We start from the raw sequence: 21,424 nt of genomic DNA, 5'->3' as shown, positions 1-21,424 counted from the left end.
CGTGGGCCGGATGCGGGAGGCGTTCCGGGGCGAGCAGCGGATCGACCCGGACGTCCTGATCGCGCGCCTCCAGGCGGTCCAGCGCTTCCTCACCGCGGCGGACGGGCTGGTGCCCGACACTCAACTGGTCGCCGCGCACACCGTGGTCGAGCGGGCCGGTACCCGGCTCGCCCTCTCCGGGCACCACACCGTGGTCGCCCTGGCCGGGGCGACCGGCAGCGGCAAGTCGAGCTTGTTCAACGCGCTCGCCCGGCTGGATCTGTCCCCGGTCGGGGTGCGCCGGCCCACCACCGGGGTGGCGCACGCCTGCGTCTGGGGGCCACTGGAGGGCGCGTCCCGGCTGCTCGACTGGATCGGCGTGCTGCCCCGGCACCGGTTCGTCCGGGAGAGCCCGCTGGACGGCGACGACGAATCCGGCCTGCACGGCCTGGTCCTGCTGGACCTGCCCGACTTCGACTCGGTGCAGCAGGCCCACCGGCTGGAGGTGGACCGGCTGCTCGGCCTGGTCGACCTGGTGGTCTGGGTGGTCGATCCGCAGAAGTACGCCGACCGGGTGATCCACACCAGCTACCTGCGCGAGTTCCACCGGCACCGGGACGTGACCGTGGTGGTGCTCAACCAGGTCGACCGGCTGCCGCCGGCGGAGCTGCCCCGGGTCCTCGGCGACCTGCGCCGGCTGCTCGACGCCGACGGGCTGGAGGGCGTGCCGCTGCTGCCCACCGTGGCGGTGGACCCGGCCGGCCTGGACGGGCTCCGGGCCGAGCTGGAGCGTACGGTCGCGGAGCGGCAGGCCGCCCTGCGCCGGCTGGCCGGCGACGTGGACACCGTGGTGGAAGGGCTGACACCGCTGGTCGGGCCGGAGCCACCGAGCACCCGGCCGGGCGACGCCTCGGCGCAGGAACTCACCGCGGCGCTGGCCGGCGCGGCCGGGGTGCCGACGGTGGCCGGGGCGGTCGAGGCGGCGTACCGGCACCGCGCGGCGGGCAGCACCGGCTGGCCGCTGGTGCGCGGCTGGCGCCGGCTCCGGCCGGACCCGCTGCGCCGGCTGCACCTGCCCGGCGGGGCACCCGACGCGCCGGCGGAGAGCCTGGTCGCCGCGACCTCCGTACCCGATCCGACCGCCGCCCAGCGCTCGGCGCTCAACCTGGCCATCCGGGCGATGGCCGACCGCTCCGCCGCCGACCTGCCGGCGCCCTGGCCGGCCACGGTGATCGGGGCGGCCCGGTCCCGGCTGGCCGACCTGCCGGACGCGCTGGACCACGCGGTGGCCGCCACCGATCTGGGCCTGACCGGGCGGCCGCTCTGGTGGCGGGTGGTCGGCGGCCTGCAGTGGCTGGTCACCCTGGCCGCGGTGGCCGGGCTGGGCTGGCTGGTCCTCGGCTACGCGCTGCAGGCGCTCGGCCTGCCCGCGCTGGAGTACCCCAGGCTCGGCACGGTGCCCTGGCCGACGGTGCTGCTCCTCGGTGGCCTGCTCGCCGGGCTGCTGGTGGCGGCGTTCAGCCGGCCGGTGATCCGGCTGGCGGCCCGGCGGGCCCGGCAGCGGGCCGAGCGGCGGCTGCTGACCTCGGTGGGCAGCGTCGGCGAGAAGTACGTGCTCAACCCGGTCTGGGCGGTGCTGGCCCGCTACGGGCAGGCCCGGGAGGCGCTGCACGACGCGGCGCGCCGCTGAACCCGGCGTGCTGCGCGGGGCCCGGGCCGGCCGGGCGGCGTAGGGTCGGTGCATGGCCACGCCACAGACCCCCTACGAGGCGGTGCTGCACGCCGCACGCGACGTGACGAGGCTCGACTCCGCCCTCGACGCCGAGATGCTCGGCGCCGCGCTGCTGGGCAGCGTCTACGCCGTCGCGGAAACCGACCGGGAGGCCGCCGTCCGCGAGTTCGTGACCGGGTTCCTCGCGGTCACCGCCCGGCGGCGCAGCGCCGCCGCGACCACCATCCGCAGCGTCTTCGCCGCCCTGGTGCCGGAGGCCGAGGGCACCGCCCGGGTCCGCCCCGGCGCGTACGCCCCGGCCTGGGCCGCGCAGCTCGGGCGGGTGCACCTCACCGGCGCCTGGGCGTACGGGGACGTGTACGGCGACCAGACCTCCTACCTGGCCACCTTCGCCTACGACGATGCCGAGGGCGGGCCGGAGCACGCCCTGGTGGCCCTGGTCGACCACAACATCGGCATCACCAAGGACGTTTTCGTCGGCGGTCCGGCCGGGCGGATCGTCGAGCAGGCCCGGGAGATCTGCACCGAGGACGAGCTCACCTGGTTCCGCACCGAGGACCCGGCCCGGATGCGCGCCGAGGTGGGCCGCTACCTGACGGTCACCGACAGCCTCGGCGAGCTGCCCGCCCAGGGCTCGCTCGCCACCGACCGGGCGCTGGTCGGCGCCCGGCTGGCCGTGCTGCCGGGCCGGGCCGTCGCGACGGACGCGGGTACCCAGCCGCCTCCCACCGACGAGGAGCGCAGCCGGCTGATCCGGGGCTTCCTCGGCTCGCCGGAGGCCGCCCGGTTCGGCCTGGACTCGGTCGCCGACACGGAGCTGCCGTCCCTGCACTTCTGCCTGGGGCTGCTGCTGGACCACGCGGCGAGCTTCCCGGACGCCGACCCCACCCGGTGGAGCCCGATGGTCGCCGAGCTGTTCCTGCTCGACTGGGTGCACCGGCGGGCCGTGCTGGACATGGACGACGCGGCCATGCTGCCCCGGGTGCTGCGCGGCTGGGCGGCGTACGCCTCTCGCCAGCGCGGGCTGCCGGCGGCGGCGGCCCACCGGACGGACGAGGCGATCGAGGAGATGATCCCCGAGTTCGCCCGGCTCTACAGCACCGGTGAGCGGCGCAGCCCGGCCACCGCGGCGGTCGCCCAGCTGATGGCGGACGGCGTGGACCCGGACGACCCGGCCGCGCTGAACGCCTGGATCGAGGCCAACCGGCACCGGCTCACCGACGACCCGGCCTGACCGGACGCCGTCTCTCGCACGGCCCCCGGCCCGCGCCTCAGCCGAGGGTCGCGATCGGGGCGGCCGGGCGGTCGGGTACCGCCGCGGGTAGCGGCGCCGGGGCCGGCCGGGCCGCCGGCGGGACCGCCGGGCGCAGCCGCGGCACCGGCGTGGGCGTGGGACGGGCGGCCGTCAGGGGACCGGACCTGCGCGGGCCCGGCCGGGGCGCGGCGGGCCGGGGCCGACGGTCGGGCCCGGCGCCGGCGGGCGGGCGGGGCGACGCCGTAGGGCTCGGTGCCGGGTCGCCGGTGGGACTCGCCGTCGGCCCGGGAGAGGGCGGCGGCGGGCTGCTGGGCGCCGGGGAGTCGTCCGGCGCGGGAGAGCCGCCCGGCGAGGCGGTGTCGGCGGGGTCCGGGGACGGGCTGCTGGTCGACGGGTCCGGCACCGGCTCGGAGAAGGTGGCGGTGGGCTCGGCGGTCGGGCTCGGGGTGGGTTCCGGCGTCGCCGGGTCGGTGGCCGACGGGGTCGGCGTGGGGGCCGGGGTCGGGCGCGGCGAACTGCTCGGCGTCGGCCGGTCGGCCCGGCGGGCGGGCGCGCCGGGCAGCGACCGGCGCTGCGAGCCGAGGTCGTTGTCGACGGGCAGGGCGGGGGCGGCCGGGAGCAGCGGCGGCCGACCCGGCAGGCTGGTCGCCCCGCCGGTGGCGGGCGTCGACGGCAGGGGCGGCTGGGTGCCGTCGGGCAGCGGGATCACCACCGGGCCGACCGAGGGGGTCGGGATGAACCGGCTGCCGCTGTCGGGCAGGGCGCTGTTGCCCACGGTGGCCGAGCCGGTGCTGAAGGCGGCCAGGATCGGCATCGACGCGGTGCCGGCGAGCAGCGCGACCGTGAAGAGGTAACCGCGGGTCGGGCCGCCGGTGGCGGGCGCGCGGTGGCTGCCGACGACCCGCCGGTAGCCGGCCCAGGAGCCGGCGCGGTGGCGGCCGAGAAGTGGGATACCCGGACCCTCTGCTGGTTCGGACACCGGCTCACTCCTCGTACGTCGTCGGCGGGATCCCGGCCGTACGCACGGCACAGCGAAGCGGACAAACGCCGTTTAACGCCCAGCGGGACACCAGTCAGCTTGGACCAGTGACGCTCAGTTCACCAGCCGCCACCGCGTGTCGACACACAAATTGTCCGTCGGTACTGGACGGTCCAAACCGACAAAGTACCTATCCGTCGTGAACCAGACCGAACCTCACAGGCGGGGGAGGCCATACTGTGGGCCCGCTCACCTCCTCTGCAATCATTCAGACACGACGGCAACGCAGCCGCCACCTCCGCGCACCCCGCGGCTGGTGCGGTACGGCGCCGGCGCTCCCGGGCCGGGTTCTGAAACGGGACCCCGGCTCACGCCGCGCGGCAACCCTCACCGGGGCTAGGCGCGGCCGCCAGGGACCGACCCGGCACCCGCCGGATCGGGCGCACGATGTGCGCGGCACGGGTCACCCCCCGGCGCCGGCGCAGACCAGACAGGGAGAGACGGATGGCAAAGGGCGACCCCGGGGCCGCCACCCGCAGCAAGCGGGCCGCACCCCGTTCCAAGCGCGCCACCGTGGCGGGCGAGCCGGAACTCGTACAGCTGCTGACGCCGGAGGGCGAGCGGATCGAGAGCGCGCTCGGCCCGGACGGGACCGAGTACCGGGTGGACTTCACCGACGAGGAGTACCGCGGGCTGTACCGCGACCTCGTGCTGGTCCGCAAGCTCGACGCCGAGGCCACCGCGCTGCAGCGCCAGGGCGAACTGGGCCTCTGGGCCAGCCTGCTGGGTCAGGAGGCGGCCCAGGTCGGCTCCGGCCGGGCGCTGCGCCCGCAGGACATGGCCTTCCCGACCTACCGCGAGCACGGCGTCCTCTACTGCCGGGGCATCGACCCGATCATGCCGCTCGGCCTGTTCCGCGGCGTCGACCAGGGCGGTTGGGACCCCAACGAGTTCAAGTTCAACATGTACACGATCGTGATCGGGGCGCAGACCCTGCACGCGACCGGGTACGCCATGGGCGTCGCCATGGACGGCAAGACCGGTGGCGACGACGGCGAGGCCGTGATCGCCTACTTCGGCGACGGCGCCACCAGCCAGGGCGACGTCAACGAGGCGTTCGTCTGGGCCAGCGTCTTCAACGCCCCCCTGGTCTTCTTCTGCCAGAACAACCAGTACGCCATCTCCGAGCCCCTGGAGCGGCAGACCCGCGTCCCGCTCTACCGGCGGGCCGGCGGCTTCGGCTTCCCGGGCGTGCGGGTGGACGGCAACGACGTGCTCGCGTCGTACGCGGTGACCCGGCACGCGCTGGACAACGCGCGGCACGGCCAGGGCCCGAGCCTGATCGAGGCGTACACCTACCGGATGGGCGCGCACACCACCTCCGACGACCCGACCCGGTACCGGATCGCCAGCGAGGTCGAGGCCTGGCAGGCCAAGGACCCGATCGCCCGGATGAAGGCGTTCCTGACCAAGCAGCAGATCGCCGACGAGTCGTTCTTCACCGAGGTCGACGAGCAGGCCCGGACCGAGTCGGTGCACCTGCGCGAGCGGGTGCTCGACATGCCCAACCCGGAGCCGGTGACCATGTTCGACCACGTCTACCCCCACGGGTCGCCGGAGCTCGACGAGCAGCGGGCCCAGTTCACCAAGTACCTGGAGTCGTTCGAGGGGAGCGCGCACTGATGGCCACGGAGACGCTCACCCTCGGCAAGGCCCTCAACGCCGGCCTGCGCAAGGCCCTGGAGAACGACCCGAAGGTCGTCATCATGGGCGAGGACGTCGGCAAGCTCGGCGGCGTCTTCCGGATCACCGACGGCCTGCAGAAGGACTTCGGTGACCAGCGGGTGATCGACACCCCGCTCGCCGAGTCCGGCATCATCGGCACCGCGGTCGGCCTGGCCATCCGCGGCTTCCGGCCGGTCTGCGAGATCCAGTTCGACGGCTTCGTCTACCCGGCGTACGACCAGATCGTGTCGCAGGTGGCGAAGATGCACTACCGCTCGCAGGGCAAGGTCCGGATCCCCATGGTCATCCGGATCCCGTACGGCGGCGGCATCGGCGCGGTCGAGCACCACTCCGAGTCGCCCGAGGCGTACTTCGCGCACACCGCCGGCCTCAAGGTCGTGAGCTGCGCCAACCCGCAGGACGCGTACCTGATGATCCAGCAGGCCATCGCCTCCGACGACCCGATCGTCTTCCTGGAGCCGAAGCGGCGCTACTGGGAGAAGGGTCCGGTCGAGCTGGAGGCCCCGGTGGCCGAGGCGTACCCGCTGCACGCCGCCCGGGTCGTCCGGCCGGGCGCCGACGCGACCGTGCTGGCGTACGGGCCGATGGTCCGTACCGCCCTGGACGCGGCCACCGCCGCCGCCGAGGACGGCCGGGAGCTGGAGGTCATCGACCTGCGCACGCTCTCCCCGCTGGACCTGACCGCCGCGTACGAGTCGGTGCGGCGCACCGGCCGCTGCGTGGTCGTCCACGAGGCCCCGGGCAACCTGGGCCTGGGCTCGGAGATCGCGGCCCGGATCACCGAGGAGTGCTTCTACTCCCTGGAGTCCCCGGTGCTGCGGGTGACCGGCTTCGACATCCCCTACCCGGCCGCCCGGGTGGAGGAGGAGTACCTGCCCGACCTCGACCGGGTGCTCGACGCCGTCGACCGCACCTTCGGCTGGTGAGCGGCATGTCGCGGATCAAGGAATTCAACCTCCCCGACCTGGGTGAGGGCCTGACCGAGGGCGAGATCCTCGCCTGGCTGGTCAAGGTGGGCGACGACATCGAGCTGAACCAGCCGATCGTCGAGGTGGAGACCGCGAAGGCGGCGGTCGAGATCCCGGCGAAGTGGGCCGGCCGGGTGCAGTCGATCTTCCACCCGGAGGGGTCCACCGTCGAGGTGGGCACCCCGATCATCGCGATCGACACCGACCCGGGCGCCGGGCCGGTGGAGGAGTCGACGACCGCCGCCCCGGCGTCGGACCTGCCCACCCCGTCGGCCGCGTCGCTGGCCGCGGTCCAGGTCGCGCCCGCCGAGGGCATGGTCGAGCCGGGCCTGATCGGTGGCGTGGCGCCGGGCGGGCGTACCGCCGTGCTGGTCGGCTACGGCCCGCGCAACGCGCCGGCCAAGCGCCGGCCGCGCAAGGGTGAGCTGCCGAGCCAGCCCGCGGCGCCGGCCCAGCCGACCCCGCCGGTGCCGGCCGCTCCGGCGGCCCCCGCGCCGGCGGTGAACGGCACCGCCCGGGCCGCCGGTCCGGTGCTGGCCAAGCCGCCGGTCCGCAAGCTGGCCAAGGATCTCGGCATCGACCTGGCCACGCTGACCGGCTCGGGTCCGCTCGGCTCGATCACCCGGGAGGACGTACAGCGGGCGGCGAGCGGGACCCCGGCGGCGGCCGAGCCACTGGCCGCCACCGCCCCGGCGACGGCGGCCGCGAGCTTCGGCGCGGACCGCGAGCAGCGGATCCCGGTCAAGGGGGTACGCAAGCTCACCGCGGAGAACATGGCCCGCTCGGCGTTCACCGCCCCGCACGTCACGGAGTTCCTGACCGTCGACGTGACCCGGGCCATGAAGGCCCTGGACCGGCTCCGCGGCCGGCGCGAGTGGCGCGACGTGCGGGTCTCGCCGCTGCTGCTGGTCGCCAAGGCGGTGCTGCTCGCGGTCAAGCGCCACCCGATGGTCAACTCGACCTGGGCCGGCGACGAGATCGTGGTCAAGGAGTACGTCAACCTGGGCATCGCGGCGGCCACCGAGCGCGGCCTGATCGTGCCGAACATCAAGGACGCCGGCCGGCTCTCGCTGCGCGAACTGGCGGACGCGATGACCGATCTGGTGCAGACCGCGAAGTCCGGGAAGACCTCCCCGGCCGACATGTCGGGCGGCACGCTGACCATCACCAACGTCGGCGTCTTCGGCGTGGACACCGGTACGCCGATCCTGCCGCCGGGCGAGTCCGCGATCCTGGCCTTCGGCGCGGTGCGGGAGCAGCCCTGGGTGCACAAGGGCAAGGTGAAGCCGCGCCTGGTCACCACGCTGGGTCTCTCCTTCGATCACCGGATCATCGACGGTGAGCTCGGCTCGAAGTTCCTCCGCGACATCGGGGACTTCCTGGCCGATCCGGAGGCGGCGCTGCTCGCCTGGACCTGACGGCGCTTCGCATCAGGCCACGGCCGGTGTGCACGGGTGAACGCCCGGCACACCGGCCGTGGCCGTTGGGGGAAGAAACGTCGGCTCCTCACCCCTCCTGGCCTACGATCCTTAGGCACGTGGCTCAGCTCACCTAATAATCGATGGAAGTTCGCGCCGTTCTGCGGTTCAATAGAGACATCAAGGGGCCGACAACCGAATAGCCAGGAGGAGAGACCCAAGATGAGCATGATCGAGCGAATCCGCACCCGCCGCGACGCCAACCGCCGGGCCCGTGCCATCGAGCACGCCCTGCGTTCCGCCAACTCGCCCGCGGTCCGCGAAGAGCTTCTCGCCATCGCCCAGCGTCACATGAGCTGACGCCTCTTACTTTCCTCACCTCCTCCAGTTCGAAGACCCGCCCGGGCGACCGGGCGGGTCTTCGGCGTTCCGCCCCCGATCGGCACCGGGATTCCACCTCGCCGCACCGCCCGGTACGGTGGGGCTCGGTCGCCACCCGCCCGCTACCGGACCACATGCGACACCCGAAGACCGATCGGCAGCGTCCGGCCACGGTGAGTGACGGCTGGTGCTCCCCCGGACGCCTCCGGGCGGCCACCGGATACGGTGCGGGGAGCCCGACCGCCGGTACCCGCCGGCGACGCCGGCGACCCTGCCGACGGTCCCGATCGGCATCGCCGGTGACATGTGACGGAGGAGGCGCACCCATGACGTCCGAGGCCCCGCACCGCCCTGGCCAGGAGCCGGGCGAGGTGTCGCCGGGAGCCGGCGGACCGACGCCGTACGGCGACCGCCCGGCCCAGCAGGACAACGGGTACCCCGGCGCTCCCGACCTCGGCTGGGCCCCGCCCCCGCCGGCCGGCGGCGGGTCCGCACCCGCGTGGGCCGCCCAGGACGAGCCGGCCACCGGCTGGACGCCGCCCAACCGTGGGGCCGCCCAGGTGCCGCCGCCCGCCGAGCCCGGCGGGTGGGACCGAGCCGGGCAGCCGGGCTGGGGCGCGCCCGAGCAGAACCCGCCGGCCTGGACCGCCGGACCGTCGAACCCGGCCGAGCCGGGCCCGTCCGCCTGGGCCACCCCGGCCGAACCGGCCGCCCCCGCCTGGGGCGCCGCGTCGGCGCCCGGCCAGGGTGAGCAGCCGGCCTGGGCGCAGTCCGCCGACCCGAACCTGGCCGCCGCGCACGTGCCCGCCCCGGCCACGGCGCCCGAGGAGACCTGGAACGTTCCCGCCGGCCAGCAGCACGACGACGCGTCCCGCTCCGGCGGCTGGCCCGCCCCCCAGCAGGACGACGAGTCCGCCCGCGCCGGCGGTTGGCCGGGGGCGTCCGAGCCGCAGCCGGACCGCTCCGGCGGCTGGCCCGTGGGGACCGCCGCCCAGCAGCAGCACGAGCAGCCCGCCTGGGGACAGCAGGACCAGGCCGCGCCCGCGTGGGCGCCGACCGAGCCGCCCGCCCGGGCATCCGCCAAGGTGCCCGTCCCCGGTGCCCCGACCGAGAACGCCCGGCCCACGCCGCCGGGCGACCCGAGCCAGTCCGGCGGCTGGCAGGCCGGCCCGCCCGGCGGTCACCAGGACGATCCGGACGGCTCCGGCGGCTGGGCCGCCGGCCGCGCCGCCGGGCAGCCCGACCCGCCGCAGCCCGGCTGGGACGCCTCGGACGAGCAGCGCCCGTCCTGGACCGGCGCCGCGGCCGCCCCCCAGCAGCGGGACCAGGACGCGCCGGCACAGCCCGGCTGGCCGCCCGCCGAACGCCCGGAGGCCGCGCCCTGGAGCCCGCCGGAGGCACCGGCCCGCGCCAGCGCGTCGGTACCGTCCCCCGACTCGCCGCCCTCCTGGGCCGGCAACCAGGACGAGCCGGCACAGTGGAACCCGCCCCAGCCGCCGGCCATCCCGGCCGCCGAGCCGTGGGCGGCCAGCGAGGCGTGGGGCCGCGCGGCCGAGGCCGAGCCGGCCGAGTCGCCGGCCAACGACTGGCAGCCCAACCGGGGCGCCGAGGCACCGGCCTACCAGCCCGCCCCCGGCCCCGGCATCTCCCCGGCGAACGCCGTGCCGCTGCCGCCGCAGGAGCAGCGGGTGCCGGGCGCCGCCCTGGCCGCCTCGCCGCCCGCCGACTACCTGCCGCCGGCGCAGTACTCCCCGGCCGCCGAGGCCGCCGAACGGGAGCCGCAGGGCTACGAGCCGGAGCGCGCCGGCAGTTGGGGCGAGGCGTCCCACGAGAAGCCGCAGTCGCCGGCCGGGCCGGTGGTGCCCGCGCCGCGGACCTCCCCGGAGTCCGGCACACCGGGCCACGTCTCCGCCAGCGCGTCGGTCCCGCTGGCCAGCCGGGTGATGCCCCCCACCGACCAGAGCCTGCGCCCGGCCGCCACGCCGGCCCCGCAGCCCCGGGTCTACGGCCGCCCGGTCCCGCCGGAGCCGGAGGAGGTGCCCGGGCAGGACGCCCCGAGCGGCTACCCGGGCGAGGCCGCCCGCTTCGACGAGCCGGCGCCGCGCGCCGAGGAGCCGGAGCGCCCGGCGATGCCGAGCGGCTACGCCGAGGCGCCCCCGGCACCGTCGTCGCCCGCCGGTCCGCCGCCGTTCCCGCCGGGCGTGCCGTCCTTCATGGACCCGGCCGCCAACAACCGGCCGGTCAACGGGGTGCACCCGCAGGAGGGTGACCGCGCCAACGACCCGTTCGGCGGGCCGGCCGGCCAGCGGGAGCCGTACGGCAGCCCGGCCGGGCAGGACCCGTTCGCCCACCAGGGCCAGTACGGCGGGCCCGGCGGGCAGCCGGAGCAGTACGGCAGCCCGGCCGGCGGGCGCGCCTCCGTGGCCGTACCCGGTCAGGGGCCCGGCGCGCCGGGTCAGGGTGGCTTCCCGCCCGCGTTCCCGCCGCCGCCCCAGCAGGCCCCGCCGGCCTGGCAGCCGGGCCCGACCGGCGACCCCGAGCAGGGCCGGTTCGACTCGTTCAAGCCGGAGGCGGAGCCGAAGACCGAGGCGCCCGTGCCGAAGGTGCGCAACGGTCGGGTGCTCGCCCTCGTGCTGATCGCGGCGGTGCTCATCCTGGCCATCCCGCTCGGCCTGCTCACCCTGCTCGGCAAGATCGGCGGAGACGACAAGCCGGCCCCGTTCGACCCGGCCGTCGGCTCCTGCGTCAAGCAGTCGGGCAACGGCGCGACGGCCGCGCAGTGCGCCGAGCCGGGCGCGTTCTCGGTGGTCGCCAAGGTGGACAGCAAGGAGAAGTGCGCCGACCCGGCGCAGCCGCACGTGGTGCTCCCCGGGGACGGGACGAACCGGGTGCTCTGCCTGAAGCCGGCCGCCAAGTAGCAGTTCCGGGCGGGCGGGGTCACGGCCGACCGTGACCCCGCCCGCCCGCTTCTCCCGGCCAGCCCGCCGACTTTCTTCCGGCCGCCGCCGCGCCGGCCGGTGGTGTCGGCTGCGCCTCGATCACCCCCCTTCCGGCCGGCCCGCCGCCGGCCGTGCGGCACGATGGGGCCATGAGCGCACGCGTACGCGCCCCTGAGTTGCGGGGCCGGGCCTGGCTGAACACCGGCGGGAAGACGATCACCCTGGCCGACCTGCGGGGCAGGATCGTTCTCCTCGACTTCTGGACCTTCTGCTGCATCAACTGCCTGCACGTCCTCGACGAGCTGCGCCCGCTGGAGGAGCGCTACGGCGACGTGCTGGTCGTGATCGGCGTGCACTCGCCCAAGTTCGAGCACGAGAAGGACGCCGCGGCCCTCGCCGCCGCCGTCGAGCGGTACGGCGTGCACCACCCGGTGCTCGACGACCCCGAGATGGACATGTGGCAGCAGTACGCGGCGAAGGCCTGGCCGACCCTCTCGGTGATCGACCCGGAGGGCTACGTGGTCGCCACCATGGCCGGCGAGGGTCACGCCGAAGGGCTGGCCAAGCTGATCGACGAGCTGATCGCCACCCACGAGGCCAAGGGCACCCTGCACCGGGGCGAGGGCCCGTACGTGCCGCCCGCCGAGCCGGAGACCACGCTGCGCTTCCCCGGCAAGGCCGTGGTGCTCGACGGCGGCAACCTGCTGGTCTCCGACTCGGCCCGGCACTCCCTGGTCGAGCTGGCCCCGGACGGCGAGCGGCCGCTGCGCCGGATCGGCACCGGCACCCGCGGCCACGCCGACGGCCCGGCCGACGCGGCCAGCTTCTCCGAGCCGCAGGGCCTCTGCCTGCTTCCCCCGCACGTCGCCGAGGTGGCCGGGTACGACCTGGTCGTCGCGGACACGGTGAACCACCTGCTGCGCGGCGTCCGGCTGGAGACCGGCGAGGTGGTCACCGTCGCCGGCACCGGCCGGCAGTGGCGCTCGACGGTCGACGACCACGCGCACGACGCGCTCGCGGTCGACCTCTCCTCCCCGTGGGACGTCGCCTGGTACGACGACAAGGTGGTCATCGCGATGGCCGGCATCCACCAGCTCTGGTGGTTCGACCCGGTGAAGCGGACCGCCGGCATGTACGCGGGCACCACGGTCGAGGCGCTGCGGGACGGGCCGCTGCCGGACGTCTGGATGGCGCAGCCCTCCGGGCTGTCGGTCTCGGCCGACGGCCGCCGGCTCTGGATCGCCGACAGCGAGACCAGCGCTCTGCGCTACGTCGAGGACGGGGCGATGCACACCGCGGTCGGCCAGGGGCTGTTCGACTTCGGCCACGTCGACGGGGCGGCCGACCGGGCGCTGCTCCAGCACCCGCTCGGGGTGTGCGCGCTGCCCGACGGCTCGGTGCTGATCGCCGACACGTACAACGGCGCGGTGCGCCGCTTCGACCCGGAGACCGACCAGGTCGGCACGGTGGCGGACGGGCTGGCCGAGCCGAGCGACGTGGTGCTCACCGCCGAGGGCGGCGTGCTGGTGGTCGAGTCCGCCGCGCACCGGTTGACCGCGCTGGCCCCGGGGGCGCTCAGCGCGGCCGGCGCGAACACCGTGGACGGCCCGCGGCACAAGCTGGAACGCAAGCCCACGGACGTGGCGGCCGGCGAGCTGACCCTCGACGTGATCTTCACGCCCGCACCGGGGCAGAAGCTGGACGAGACGTACGGGCCGTCGACCCGGCTGGTGGTCTCCGCCTCCCCGCCGGAGCTGCTGGTGGAGGGGGCCGGGACCACCACGGACCTGTCCCGCCGGCTGGTGCTGGACGGGTCGGTGGCGCAGGGCGTGCTCCAGGTCACCGCCCAGGCGGCCACCTGCGACGCCGACGTCGAGCACGCGGCCTGCCACCTGACCCGGCAGGACTGGGGCGTACCGGTGCGGGTGATGGCCGGCGGCGCGACCCGGCTGCCGCTCGTCCTGCGGGGCCTGGACGAGGGCTGAGCCCGGCCGCGGGCGCCCGGCTCCACCGCGGACGTCGAGCCGGGCCGGTCAGGCGAACGGGCTGAGCGTGACGCCGGCGTCGATGAGGGCGGCCCGGACCAGCTCGGCGCAGCGCACCGCGCCGGGGGTGTCGCCGTGCAGGCAGATCGACTCGACGTGGCAGGGCACCACGCTGCCGTCGACCGCCACCACGGTGCGCTCGGTGGCCATCCGGACCGCCCGGCTGGCCACCTGGTCCGGGTCGGTGATCAGCGCGTCCGGGGCGCTGCGCGGCACCAGCTGGCCGTTGGGCAGGTAGTTGCGGTCGGCGAAGCCCTCGGGCACGACCCGCAGCCCGGCGCCGACCGCCAGCTGGGCGAGCACCGAGCCGGGCGGGCAGAGCACCGGCAGTTCGTGGTCGTACCCGTTGACGGCGGCGACCAGCGCGGCGGCCTGGGCCTCGTCGCAGGCCGCCGCGTGGTAGAGCGCGCCGTGCGGCTTGAGGTAGCGGACCCGGGTGCGGAACAGCCGGCAGAACGCGTCGAGCGCCCCGAGCTGGTAGATCGTCTCGTCCCGCAGCTCGGAGAAGCCGTAGGCGATGTGCCGCCGGCCGAAGCCGGCGAGGTCCCGGTAGCCGACCTGGGCGCCGACGCTGACCCCGCGCTCGGCGGCCGCGGCGCAGACCCGGTGCATGGTGGACGCGTCGCCGCCGTGGAAGCCGCAGGCGATGTTGGCCGAGGTGATGAGGTCGAGCAGCGCCTCGTCGTCGCCGAGCCGCCAGATCCCGAATCCCTCGCCGAGGTCAGCGTTGAGGTCCATGGAACCTCACCGTAGTGCCTGGCCGGGCCTGCGCGAGGGGGGTCACGTCGGCCACCACCCCGAGGACCGGGTATCCGCCGGTGGTCGGATGGTCGGCGAGGAAGATCAGCGGTTGGCCGTCCGGCGGCACCTGGACGGCGCCGAGGACCAGCCCTTCGCTGGGCAGCTCGCCGGCCACCGCGCGGGGCAGGGCCGCGCCGGCCAGTCGCGCGCCGACCCGGTTGCTCAGCGGGCTGACCGCGTACGCGGTGCTCAGCAGCAGGTCGAGCGCGGCCGCGGTGAACCAGTCGTGCCGGGGACCGAGCCGCAGCTCCAGCCGCAGCCGCGCGGGGACGGGCGGGGTGGCCGTGGCGTCCACCGGGGCGGGCCGGCCGGCGGCGGGACCGAGGGGGAGGCGGTCGCCGTCGCGCAGCGGCGGCGGGCCGAGGCCGGAGAGGGTGTCGGTGGCCCGGCTGCCCAGCACCGGCTCGACCGCGATCCCGCCGGAGACGGCCAGCCAGGTGCGCAACCCGGCCCGGGCGGGCCCGACCCGCAGGACCGCCCCGGCGGGCAGCGACAGCGGCCGCCCGATGTCCCCGGGCCGACGCTCGACCAGTACGTCGGCCGGGGCGCCGGTGAGGGCCACGGTGACGGCCCGGGTGAACCGCAGCGCGCAGCCGGTCAGGGTGATCTCCAGGCCGGCGGCGGTCTCCGGGTTGCCGACGAGCCGGTTGGCCAGCCGCAGCGCGGCCGGGTCGAGCGCTCCCGAGCGGGGCACGCCGAGGTGGGCGTATCCGGGCCGGCCGAGGTCCTGCACGGTGGTGAGGGCACCGGCCCGCAGCACCTCGAGCGCGGCGCTCACCGGGCCGCCACCAACCGGACCCGGGTGCCCGGGGTGAGCCGCGCCGGGGGATCGGCGTGCGGGTCGAAGAGGACCAGGTCGGTCCGCCCGACCAGCAGCCAGCCGCCGGGCGAGGCGGCCGGGTAGATGCCGGCGTACGGGCCGGCGAGCGCGACCGAGCCGGCCGGCACCCGGCTACGCGGGGTGGCCAGCCGGGGCACGGCCAGCTCCGCCGGCAGCCCGGTCAGGTAGGCGAACCCGGGTGCGAAGCCGCAGAAGGCCACCCGGAACTCGGTCCGCCGCAGCCGGTCGACCACGGCCGGCACCTCGACACCCCAGTGGGTGGCGACGACCGGCAGGTCGGTCCCGTCGTACACGGTGGGCACCTCGACCTCGACCTCGACGGAGCCGGCGGCGGCGCCGGCGCCCGGGGTCCAGCCGGCGATCCGCGCGGCGGTCGCCCCGGGATCGGGTACGCCGTCGAGCAGCACGGTCGCCGCCGCCGGGACGATCTCGACGGCGGCCAGGTCACCGGCGGCGCGGCGGCGCCACAGCTCGGCGCGCCACGCCTCGACCTGGGCCGGGTCGGCGCAATCCAGCAGCAGGGCGTGCGCGCCGACGGGACGGATCCGCATCCCGCCATCCTCCGGGAGACGGGTGGCGCACGCCACTACTTACAAGTAACCTACGCTGCCGTAACCTTATGACGTGACCACCTCCGCACCGCTTCGACTCAAGCCGGTCGACATCGGTAAGCCCCGCATGCGGGGCTGGCTCCACACGTACGCGTTCTTCGCCGCCCTCGTCTGCGGCATCGTGCTCTGCGCGGTCGCGGCCACCCGCCCCGGCTGGGCGCCCCTGGTCAGCTGCCTCATCTACAGCCTCACCGTGTGCGGCCTCTTCGGCACCAGCGCGCTCTACCACCGTCGGGTCTGGTCCGAACGCGGCTACCAGGTGATGCGCCGGCTGGACCATTCGATGATCTTCGTGTTCATCGCCGGCACGTACACCCCGTTCTGCGCCCTGCTGCTGGCGCCCCGGCCTGCCGCGATCATGCTCGGCCTGGTGTGGGGCGGCGCGGTGGCCGGGGTGGGGCTCAAGCAGGTCTGGCCACACGCCCCCCGCTGGGTGTCGGCGCCGCTCTACCTGGCCCTCGGCTGGGTCGCGGTGGCGATGCTGCCGCAGATCCTGCACGCCGGCGGGGTCACCGCGCTGGTGCTGCTGAGCGTCGGCGGCGCGATCTACAGCGTGGGCGCGATCTTCTACGCGCTGCGCCGGCCGAACCCGTGGCCGACCGTGTTCGGCCACCACGAGTTCTTCCACGCCTGCACCCTGCTCGCGGCGATCTGCCACCACGTGGCGATCTACTTCGCGCTCTTCGCCTGACCCCGCCGGCGTCCGGGTAGCGGTTGCCGCGGGCCGCGATGGCGGACGGGTACCGACGCAGAGCGAGGGCCCCGCGCCGTTGCGGGGCCCTCGACGTCTGCGGGGAACTGGTCAGGCCGGGTAACCCGGGCGGCGCACCTCGCGGTACTCCTCGCGCACCACCCGGTCGTCCTGGACCGGCACGGTCGGTTCGGCCACGACGCGCTCGCGGACCGGCGCGACCACCGTGCGGCGGCGGCTGCTCCAGAAGTACATGGTGAGGATCAGGCCCACCAGACCGACGAGCATGAGCACCCAACCCACGACGTTCAGGTCGAGCCACCCGAGGTTGGCGTTGATGGCGAACGCGAAGATCGCGCCGACCGCGATCAGGAAGATGCTGGCACCGATGCCCATGACGTCGCCTCCTTGGCGTCCTGCTGGCGTTTCCTACCCGCCGCGGCCATGGATGAGGTAGCGGCATCCATCGACTTACCCAGGCAGCCAGATCACCAATCAGGCAAGCTGGGCACATGACGGACGGCAGGATCGAGGCGCACACACTGCTGCTCCTCCGGCACGCCAAGGCGGAGCAGAATCAGGACATGCCGGACACGGAGCGCCCGCTGACCGTGCGCGGCCACGCCGACGCGGCCGCGGCCGGCGCCTGGCTGGCCCGGCACGCGCTCCTTCCCGACCTGGTGCTCTGCTCCCCGGCGCTGCGCACCCGACAGACCTGGCACGGGGTGGAGCTGGGCATGACGGGATCCCCGGACGAGGGGGGACCGGCCGGCCCGCTGCCCACGGTGCGCTACGAGCCGGCCGCGTACGACGCGCGGCCGGAAGCGCTGCTCGAGCTGGTGCGGTCGGTGCCGGCGGACCTCGGCACGGTGCTGCTGATCGCCCACAATCCGGGGATCTCACTGCTCTCGACCCTGCTCGACCCGGCCCGTGCGGATCCCGACGGGCTACGGACCACCGATCTGGCGGTGCACCGCCCGACCACCCCGTGGGCGGGGCTGACCGGCGGCGTCGCCCCGATCACCGCCCGCCACACCGCCCGCGGCTGAGCCGCCGGACGCCGGTCGGGGCTACGGGCGGCCCTTCCGGGCGCGTGATCGCCCCGGTTTGCGGCAGGTCGGGGCTACGGGCTGTCGGGAAGCCACCGCCTGCCGCAAACCGGCTGGGTTCCACCGGGTCGCCGGGTTCACCCGGGAGGCGATCGAGAGTCGGGGCGGTCAGGACGGCGGCGCGGTGGGTGGCGGCGGGTCGGGCGGCGGCGGCATCATCGCGGTCGGGTGGGAAAGCCGGTTCTCCTCCACGATGAGCGTGCGCGCCCGCTTGCGCCGGTCCTGCCAGAACCAGAGCGTGGTGAGCAGGACGCCCAGCCCGGCCAGGATGAACACCCAGCCGACCGCGCGCAGGTCGATCCACCAGACGTTGGCCCGGATGGCGAAGGTCATGATCGCGCCGAGCGCGATGAGAAAGATGGCGCTGCCAATGCCCATGTGCGCTGCACTCCCCCGTGCGGTGGCTCTTGGGCGGGTCCTGTCGTGGTCCGCGCACGGTTACCCGTCCGGCGGCCGGGCTACCCGGCCCACCGCACCGAATCGGCGGGCCCGGGTGGCCAGCCGCGCACCCGGCCCGTTCCGGCCGCCGGTGCGGGGCCTGGGGCAGGTGGGGGTGTCGCGCCGGGTACGGCGGTGCCGGGTGGCAGCCGGTCGAGGCCGCCCGGAGCGCCGGCCTGAGCCGGTTCGCCGGTGGACAGACGACGGCGGCCGGCGAGCACCACGCTCGCCGGCCGCCGTCGTGAGGCCAAACCGGTCAGATCACCCCGGAGGGGATCAGAACCGGCCGCCGTCCTGAGGCCGAACCGGTCAGACCACCCCGGAGGGGATCAGAATGCCTCCTCCGGGAGGTCCATGATCTCCAGGTCGGTGCCCTCGATGATCCGCCGGTCGGCGCCGATGCGGGGCAGCACCTCGCGGGCGAAGAACCGGGCGGCGGCCACCTTGCCGGTGTAGAACGCCTTGTCGGTCGCGGAGACCTCTCCACCGAGCGCCTTCAGCGCCACGTCCGCCTGCTTCTGCAACAGCCAGCCGACCACCAGGTCGCCGATCGCCAGCAGGAACCGGCGGCTACTCAGGCCGACCTTGTAGAGCGCGCGGGTGTCGCCGGCCTGCGCCTCGCCCAGCCAGCCGGTCATCACGCCGAGGATGTTCTGGATCTCGGCGAGCGCCTTGCCGAGCGCCTGCCGCTCCTCCTTGAGCTGACCGTTGCCGGCCTCGGAGGTGATGTGCTCCTGGATCTCGGCGGCGACCGCCATCAGGGCCTTGCCGTTGTCCCGGACGATCTTCCGGAAGATCAGGTCGAGGCTCTGGATGGCCGTGGTGCCCTCGTAGAGGGTGTCGATCTTGGCATCCCGGACGTACTGCTCCAGCGGGTAGTCCTGGAGGAAGCCGGAGCCGCCGAAGGTCTGCAGCGCCTCGTGACCGAGCAGCTCGTACGCCCGCTCCGAGCCGACGCCCTTGACCAGCGGCAGGAGCAGGTCATTGACCCGCTTGGCCAGCTTGGTGCCCTTCTCGTCGCCGGCCGCCTCGGCGATGGCGACCTTGTCCTGCCAGCTGGCGGTGTAGCAGACCAGCGCGCGCAGGCCCTCGGCGTACGACTTCTGCATGAGCAGCGAGCGGCGCACGTCCGGGTGGTGGGTGATGGTCACCCGCGGCGCGGTCTTGTCGGCCTGCTGGATCAGGTCGGCGCCCTGCACCCGGTTCTTGGCGTACTCCAGGGCGTTCAGGTAGCCGGTGGAGAGGGTGGCGATGGCCTTGGTGCCGACCAGCATCCGGGCGTACTCGATGATCATGAACATCTGGCGGATGCCGTCGTGCTTGTCGCCCAGCAGCCAGCCCTTGGCCGGTACGCCGTGCTCGCCGAAGGTCAGCTCGCAGGTGTTGGAGACCTTCAGGCCCATCTTGTGCTCGACGTTGGTGGCGAAGACGCCGTTGCGCTCGCCCAGCTCGCCGGTCTCGGCGTCGAAGTGGTACTTCGGCACGACGAACAGCGACAGGCCCTTGGTGCCCGGGCCACCGACGCCCTCCACGCCGACCGGGCGGGCCAGCACGTAGTGGACGATGTTGTCGCTCAGGTCGTGCTCACCGGAGGTGATGAAGCGCTTCACGCCCTCGATGTGCCACGAGCCGTCGGGCTGCTGGATCGCCCGGGTGCGGCCGGCGCCCACGTCCGAGCCGGCGTCCGGCTCGGTCAGCACCATGGTCGAGCCCCACTGCTTCTCGATGAACAGCCGGGCCCACTTCTTCTGCTCCTCGGTGCCCTCGACGTGCAGCACGTGCGCGAAGGACGGGCCGGAGGCGTACATCCAGATCGGGGCGTTGGCGCCGAGCACCAGCTCGGCCAGGGACCACCAGAGGGCACGCGGGGCGTTGGTGCCGCCCAGCACCTCGGGGAGGTCCAGCCGCCAGAACTCGGAGTCCATGAACGCCTGGAACGACTTCTTGAACGACTCCGGCAGCGGCGCGGTGTGCGTCACCGGGTCGAAGACCGGCGGGTTGCGGTCGCTGTCCGCGTAGCTGGCGGCCAGATCCTCGCGGGCCAGGCGCTCCACCTCGGAGAGGAAACTACGGGCGGTGTCGACGTCCAGGTCCGTGTACGGCTCCTGGCCGAACGTCCGGTCCGCCCCGAAGACCTCGAACAGGTTGAACTCGAGGTCCCGAAGGTTGCTCTTGTAGTGGGTCATGCTCGCTGGCCCCGCTTCCGGACAGGTGTTACCGATCAGTAACCGCGACTCTATTACTCGTCGGTAGCCAACGACAAGCCGATCTCGGAAGTGACAGCGATTACACAGTTCCGGTTCACCCGACGGTACGGCCCGGATCAGCTCTCCGCCGCGCCCACTTCCCAGCTCGGCACGGCCGCCGTCACGCCGCTGCGCGGGCCGGCGTACTCCATCAGCACCAGCGCGATGTCGTCGTCCAGCCGGCCGTGCACCCACTCGACCAGCGCGGTCTCCAGCGAGGCCAGCCCGTCGGCGACCGTGCCGTGGCCGAGCAACCGCCAGGCCCGGTCGGCGGTGGGGAAGAACTCCCCGTCCCGCCGGGCCTCGCCGAGGCCGTCGGTGAAGAGCAGCAGCCGGTCGCCGGGCTCCAGCCGCTCCACCCGGGGCCGGACCACCGGCATGAAGCCCAGCGGCGGCGCCGGGGCCGGCGGTTCGAGCGGGATCACCTCGCCCTGGCGCAGCAGCAGCGGCGCCGGGTGCCCGCAGTTGACGATGGTGAGGGTGCCGCCCCGCTCCTCGACCAGCGCGGCGGTGACGAAGTCCTCGTCGCCCACGTTGCGGGCCACCGCCCGGTCCAGGTCGGTCACCACCGCGCGCAGGTCCGCCCGCTCGTACGCCACGTGCCGGTAGGAGCCGAGGACGATGCTGGCCAGCCGGACCGCGTCCAGTCCCTTGCCGCGGACATCCCCGATGATCATGCGGACGCCGTACGGGGTGTCCATCGCCTCGTACAGGTCGCCGCCGATCTCGGCGGTCGCGGTGGAGGAGATGTACCGGGCGGCCACCGCCACGGTGCCCACCTGCGGGCCGAGCGGCCGGAGCACCGCCTGCTGGGCGACCGCGGCGAGCCGGGACAGCTCGCCGATCTGCTCGGCCTGCCGCTGGCGTACCGCCGCCACGGCGGCCGCGATCGCGGCGGCGAGGGCGACGGCCGCGACGTTGACGGCGGTGACCAGGGAGGCGGTCCGCTCGACGAGCGCGAAGGCCGCGGCGATGCCGGTGGCCAGGACACCGAGCGCCAGCACCACCCGCCAGGACGCCAGCGCGGCGGCGAGCAGCGGCGCGGCCACCATCAGCGCCAGGTAGTGCGCCGCCCGGCCGTCCGCCAGCTCGACGGCGGAGACGGCCGCGAGCAGCGCGAGGGCCGCGCCGAGGCCGGCGCGGGATCCGGGGCTCAGTGGGCCGCGGCCCGACTGGAAGGGATGCGTGCGTACACCGGACAGCATGCCTGATGGACGTGAACGCGTGAATGAAGCTGGCCCGTCG

18 protein-coding genes are annotated in these 21,424 nt (G+C 74.9%); 10 read left to right on the top strand and 8 right to left on the bottom strand.

Features of this window, described 5'->3' with window-relative positions; genetic code table 11:
• Positions 1–10: 10 nt before the first annotated feature.
• Positions 11–1,669, top strand: coding sequence for a GTPase (locus AB0I11_RS00695; RefSeq protein WP_357310019.1), 1,659 nt, complete (start codon positions 11–13; stop codon positions 1,667–1,669).
• A 52-nt stretch (positions 1,670–1,721) separates the two neighbouring features.
• Positions 1,722–2,945: a hypothetical protein gene (locus tag AB0I11_RS00690; RefSeq protein WP_357308436.1), complete on the top strand. Its 1,224-nt coding sequence runs from the start codon at positions 1,722–1,724 to the stop codon at positions 2,943–2,945.
• 37 nt (positions 2,946–2,982) lie between these two features.
• On the opposite strand, the gene AB0I11_RS00685 is transcribed toward AB0I11_RS00690, so the two are convergent.
• The gene (locus AB0I11_RS00685; RefSeq protein ID WP_357308433.1) at positions 2,983–3,945 is read right to left on the bottom strand and encodes a hypothetical protein; all 963 of its coding nucleotides are present in this window, start codon (positions 3,943–3,945) and stop codon (positions 2,983–2,985) included.
• Positions 3,946–4,449: 504 nt separating this feature from the next.
• Here AB0I11_RS00685 and pdhA point away from each other — a divergent pair.
• The 6 genes from pdhA (at position 4,450) to AB0I11_RS00655 (ending at position 13,382) form a co-directional block, all read left to right on the top strand.
• Positions 4,450–5,628: a pyruvate dehydrogenase (acetyl-transferring) E1 component subunit alpha gene (gene pdhA / locus AB0I11_RS00680; RefSeq protein ID WP_357308430.1), complete on the top strand. Its 1,179-nt coding sequence runs from the start codon at positions 4,450–4,452 to the stop codon at positions 5,626–5,628.
• Positions 5,628–6,617, top strand: coding sequence for an alpha-ketoacid dehydrogenase subunit beta (locus tag AB0I11_RS00675; RefSeq protein ID WP_357308427.1), 990 nt, complete (start codon positions 5,628–5,630; stop codon positions 6,615–6,617). Before pdhA ends, AB0I11_RS00675 begins: the two co-directional genes overlap by 1 nt.
• 5 nt (positions 6,618–6,622) lie before the next feature.
• Entirely contained in the window at positions 6,623–8,077 is a 1,455-nt protein-coding gene (locus AB0I11_RS00670) for a dihydrolipoamide acetyltransferase family protein (RefSeq protein WP_357310001.1), read from the top strand.
• 222 nt (positions 8,078–8,299) lie between these two features.
• Positions 8,300–8,437, top strand: coding sequence for a hypothetical protein (locus tag AB0I11_RS00665; protein ID WP_013283356.1), 138 nt, complete (start codon positions 8,300–8,302; stop codon positions 8,435–8,437).
• A gap of 347 nt (positions 8,438–8,784) precedes the next feature.
• Positions 8,785–11,376 carry a hypothetical protein gene (locus tag AB0I11_RS00660; RefSeq protein WP_357308424.1) on the top strand — a complete coding sequence of 864 codons (2,592 nt, stop codon included), beginning with the start codon at positions 8,785–8,787 and terminating at the stop codon, positions 11,374–11,376.
• A gap of 170 nt (positions 11,377–11,546) precedes the next feature.
• Positions 11,547–13,382 (top strand): NHL domain-containing thioredoxin family protein, encoded by a 1,836-nt coding sequence (locus tag AB0I11_RS00655; protein WP_357308421.1) that lies wholly within the window; start codon positions 11,547–11,549, stop codon positions 13,380–13,382.
• A gap of 48 nt (positions 13,383–13,430) precedes the next feature.
• On the opposite strand, the gene AB0I11_RS00650 is transcribed toward AB0I11_RS00655, so the two are convergent.
• The 3 genes from AB0I11_RS00650 to AB0I11_RS00640 are packed head-to-tail and all read right to left on the bottom strand — an operon-like array spanning position 13,431 to position 15,635.
• A complete protein-coding gene (locus AB0I11_RS00650) occupies positions 13,431–14,180 on the bottom strand; it encodes a 5-oxoprolinase subunit PxpA (RefSeq protein WP_357308418.1) in 750 nt (249 codons plus the stop codon).
• Positions 14,164–15,021: a biotin-dependent carboxyltransferase family protein gene (locus AB0I11_RS00645; protein WP_357308415.1), complete on the bottom strand. Its 858-nt coding sequence runs from the start codon at positions 15,019–15,021 to the stop codon at positions 14,164–14,166. Before AB0I11_RS00645 ends, AB0I11_RS00650 begins: the two co-directional genes overlap by 17 nt.
• Positions 15,018–15,635, bottom strand: a complete 618-nt coding sequence (locus AB0I11_RS00640) for an allophanate hydrolase subunit 1 (RefSeq protein WP_357308412.1) — start codon at positions 15,633–15,635, stop codon at positions 15,018–15,020. Before AB0I11_RS00640 ends, AB0I11_RS00645 begins: the two co-directional genes overlap by 4 nt.
• 73 nt (positions 15,636–15,708) lie before the next feature.
• Between AB0I11_RS00640 and AB0I11_RS00635 the strand changes: the two genes are divergently transcribed.
• Entirely contained in the window at positions 15,709–16,386 is a 678-nt protein-coding gene (locus tag AB0I11_RS00635; protein ID WP_046570924.1) for a hemolysin III family protein, read from the top strand.
• 111 nt (positions 16,387–16,497) lie between these two features.
• On the opposite strand, the gene AB0I11_RS00630 is transcribed toward AB0I11_RS00635, so the two are convergent.
• Entirely contained in the window at positions 16,498–16,782 is a 285-nt protein-coding gene (locus AB0I11_RS00630) for a DUF6458 family protein (RefSeq protein ID WP_357308409.1), read from the bottom strand.
• Between the two features lie 116 nt (positions 16,783–16,898).
• On the opposite strand from AB0I11_RS00630, the gene AB0I11_RS00625 reads away from it, so the two are divergent.
• Positions 16,899–17,435 (top strand): histidine phosphatase family protein, encoded by a 537-nt coding sequence (locus tag AB0I11_RS00625; RefSeq protein WP_357308406.1) that lies wholly within the window; start codon positions 16,899–16,901, stop codon positions 17,433–17,435.
• Positions 17,436–17,603: 168 nt separating this feature from the next.
• On the opposite strand, the gene AB0I11_RS00620 is transcribed toward AB0I11_RS00625, so the two are convergent.
• The 3 genes from AB0I11_RS00620 to AB0I11_RS00610 form a co-directional block, all read right to left on the bottom strand.
• On the bottom strand, positions 17,604–17,873 hold the full coding sequence (locus tag AB0I11_RS00620) for a DUF6458 family protein (protein ID WP_013283345.1): 270 nt from the start codon (positions 17,871–17,873) through the stop codon (positions 17,604–17,606).
• 389 nt (positions 17,874–18,262) lie between these two features.
• Positions 18,263–20,119: an acyl-CoA dehydrogenase gene (locus AB0I11_RS00615; RefSeq protein WP_357308403.1), complete on the bottom strand. Its 1,857-nt coding sequence runs from the start codon at positions 20,117–20,119 to the stop codon at positions 18,263–18,265.
• Positions 20,120–20,256: 137 nt separating this feature from the next.
• A complete protein-coding gene (locus AB0I11_RS00610) occupies positions 20,257–21,384 on the bottom strand; it encodes a PP2C family protein-serine/threonine phosphatase (RefSeq protein WP_357308400.1) in 1,128 nt (375 codons plus the stop codon).
• Between the last annotated feature and the right edge of the window lie 40 nt (positions 21,385–21,424).

It is taken from the genome of Micromonospora sp. NPDC050495, from assembly GCF_040655175.1.
Lineage (GTDB): Bacteria > Actinomycetota > Actinomycetes > Mycobacteriales > Micromonosporaceae > Micromonospora.
This window is presented reverse-complemented; position numbering and strand designations above follow the sequence as displayed.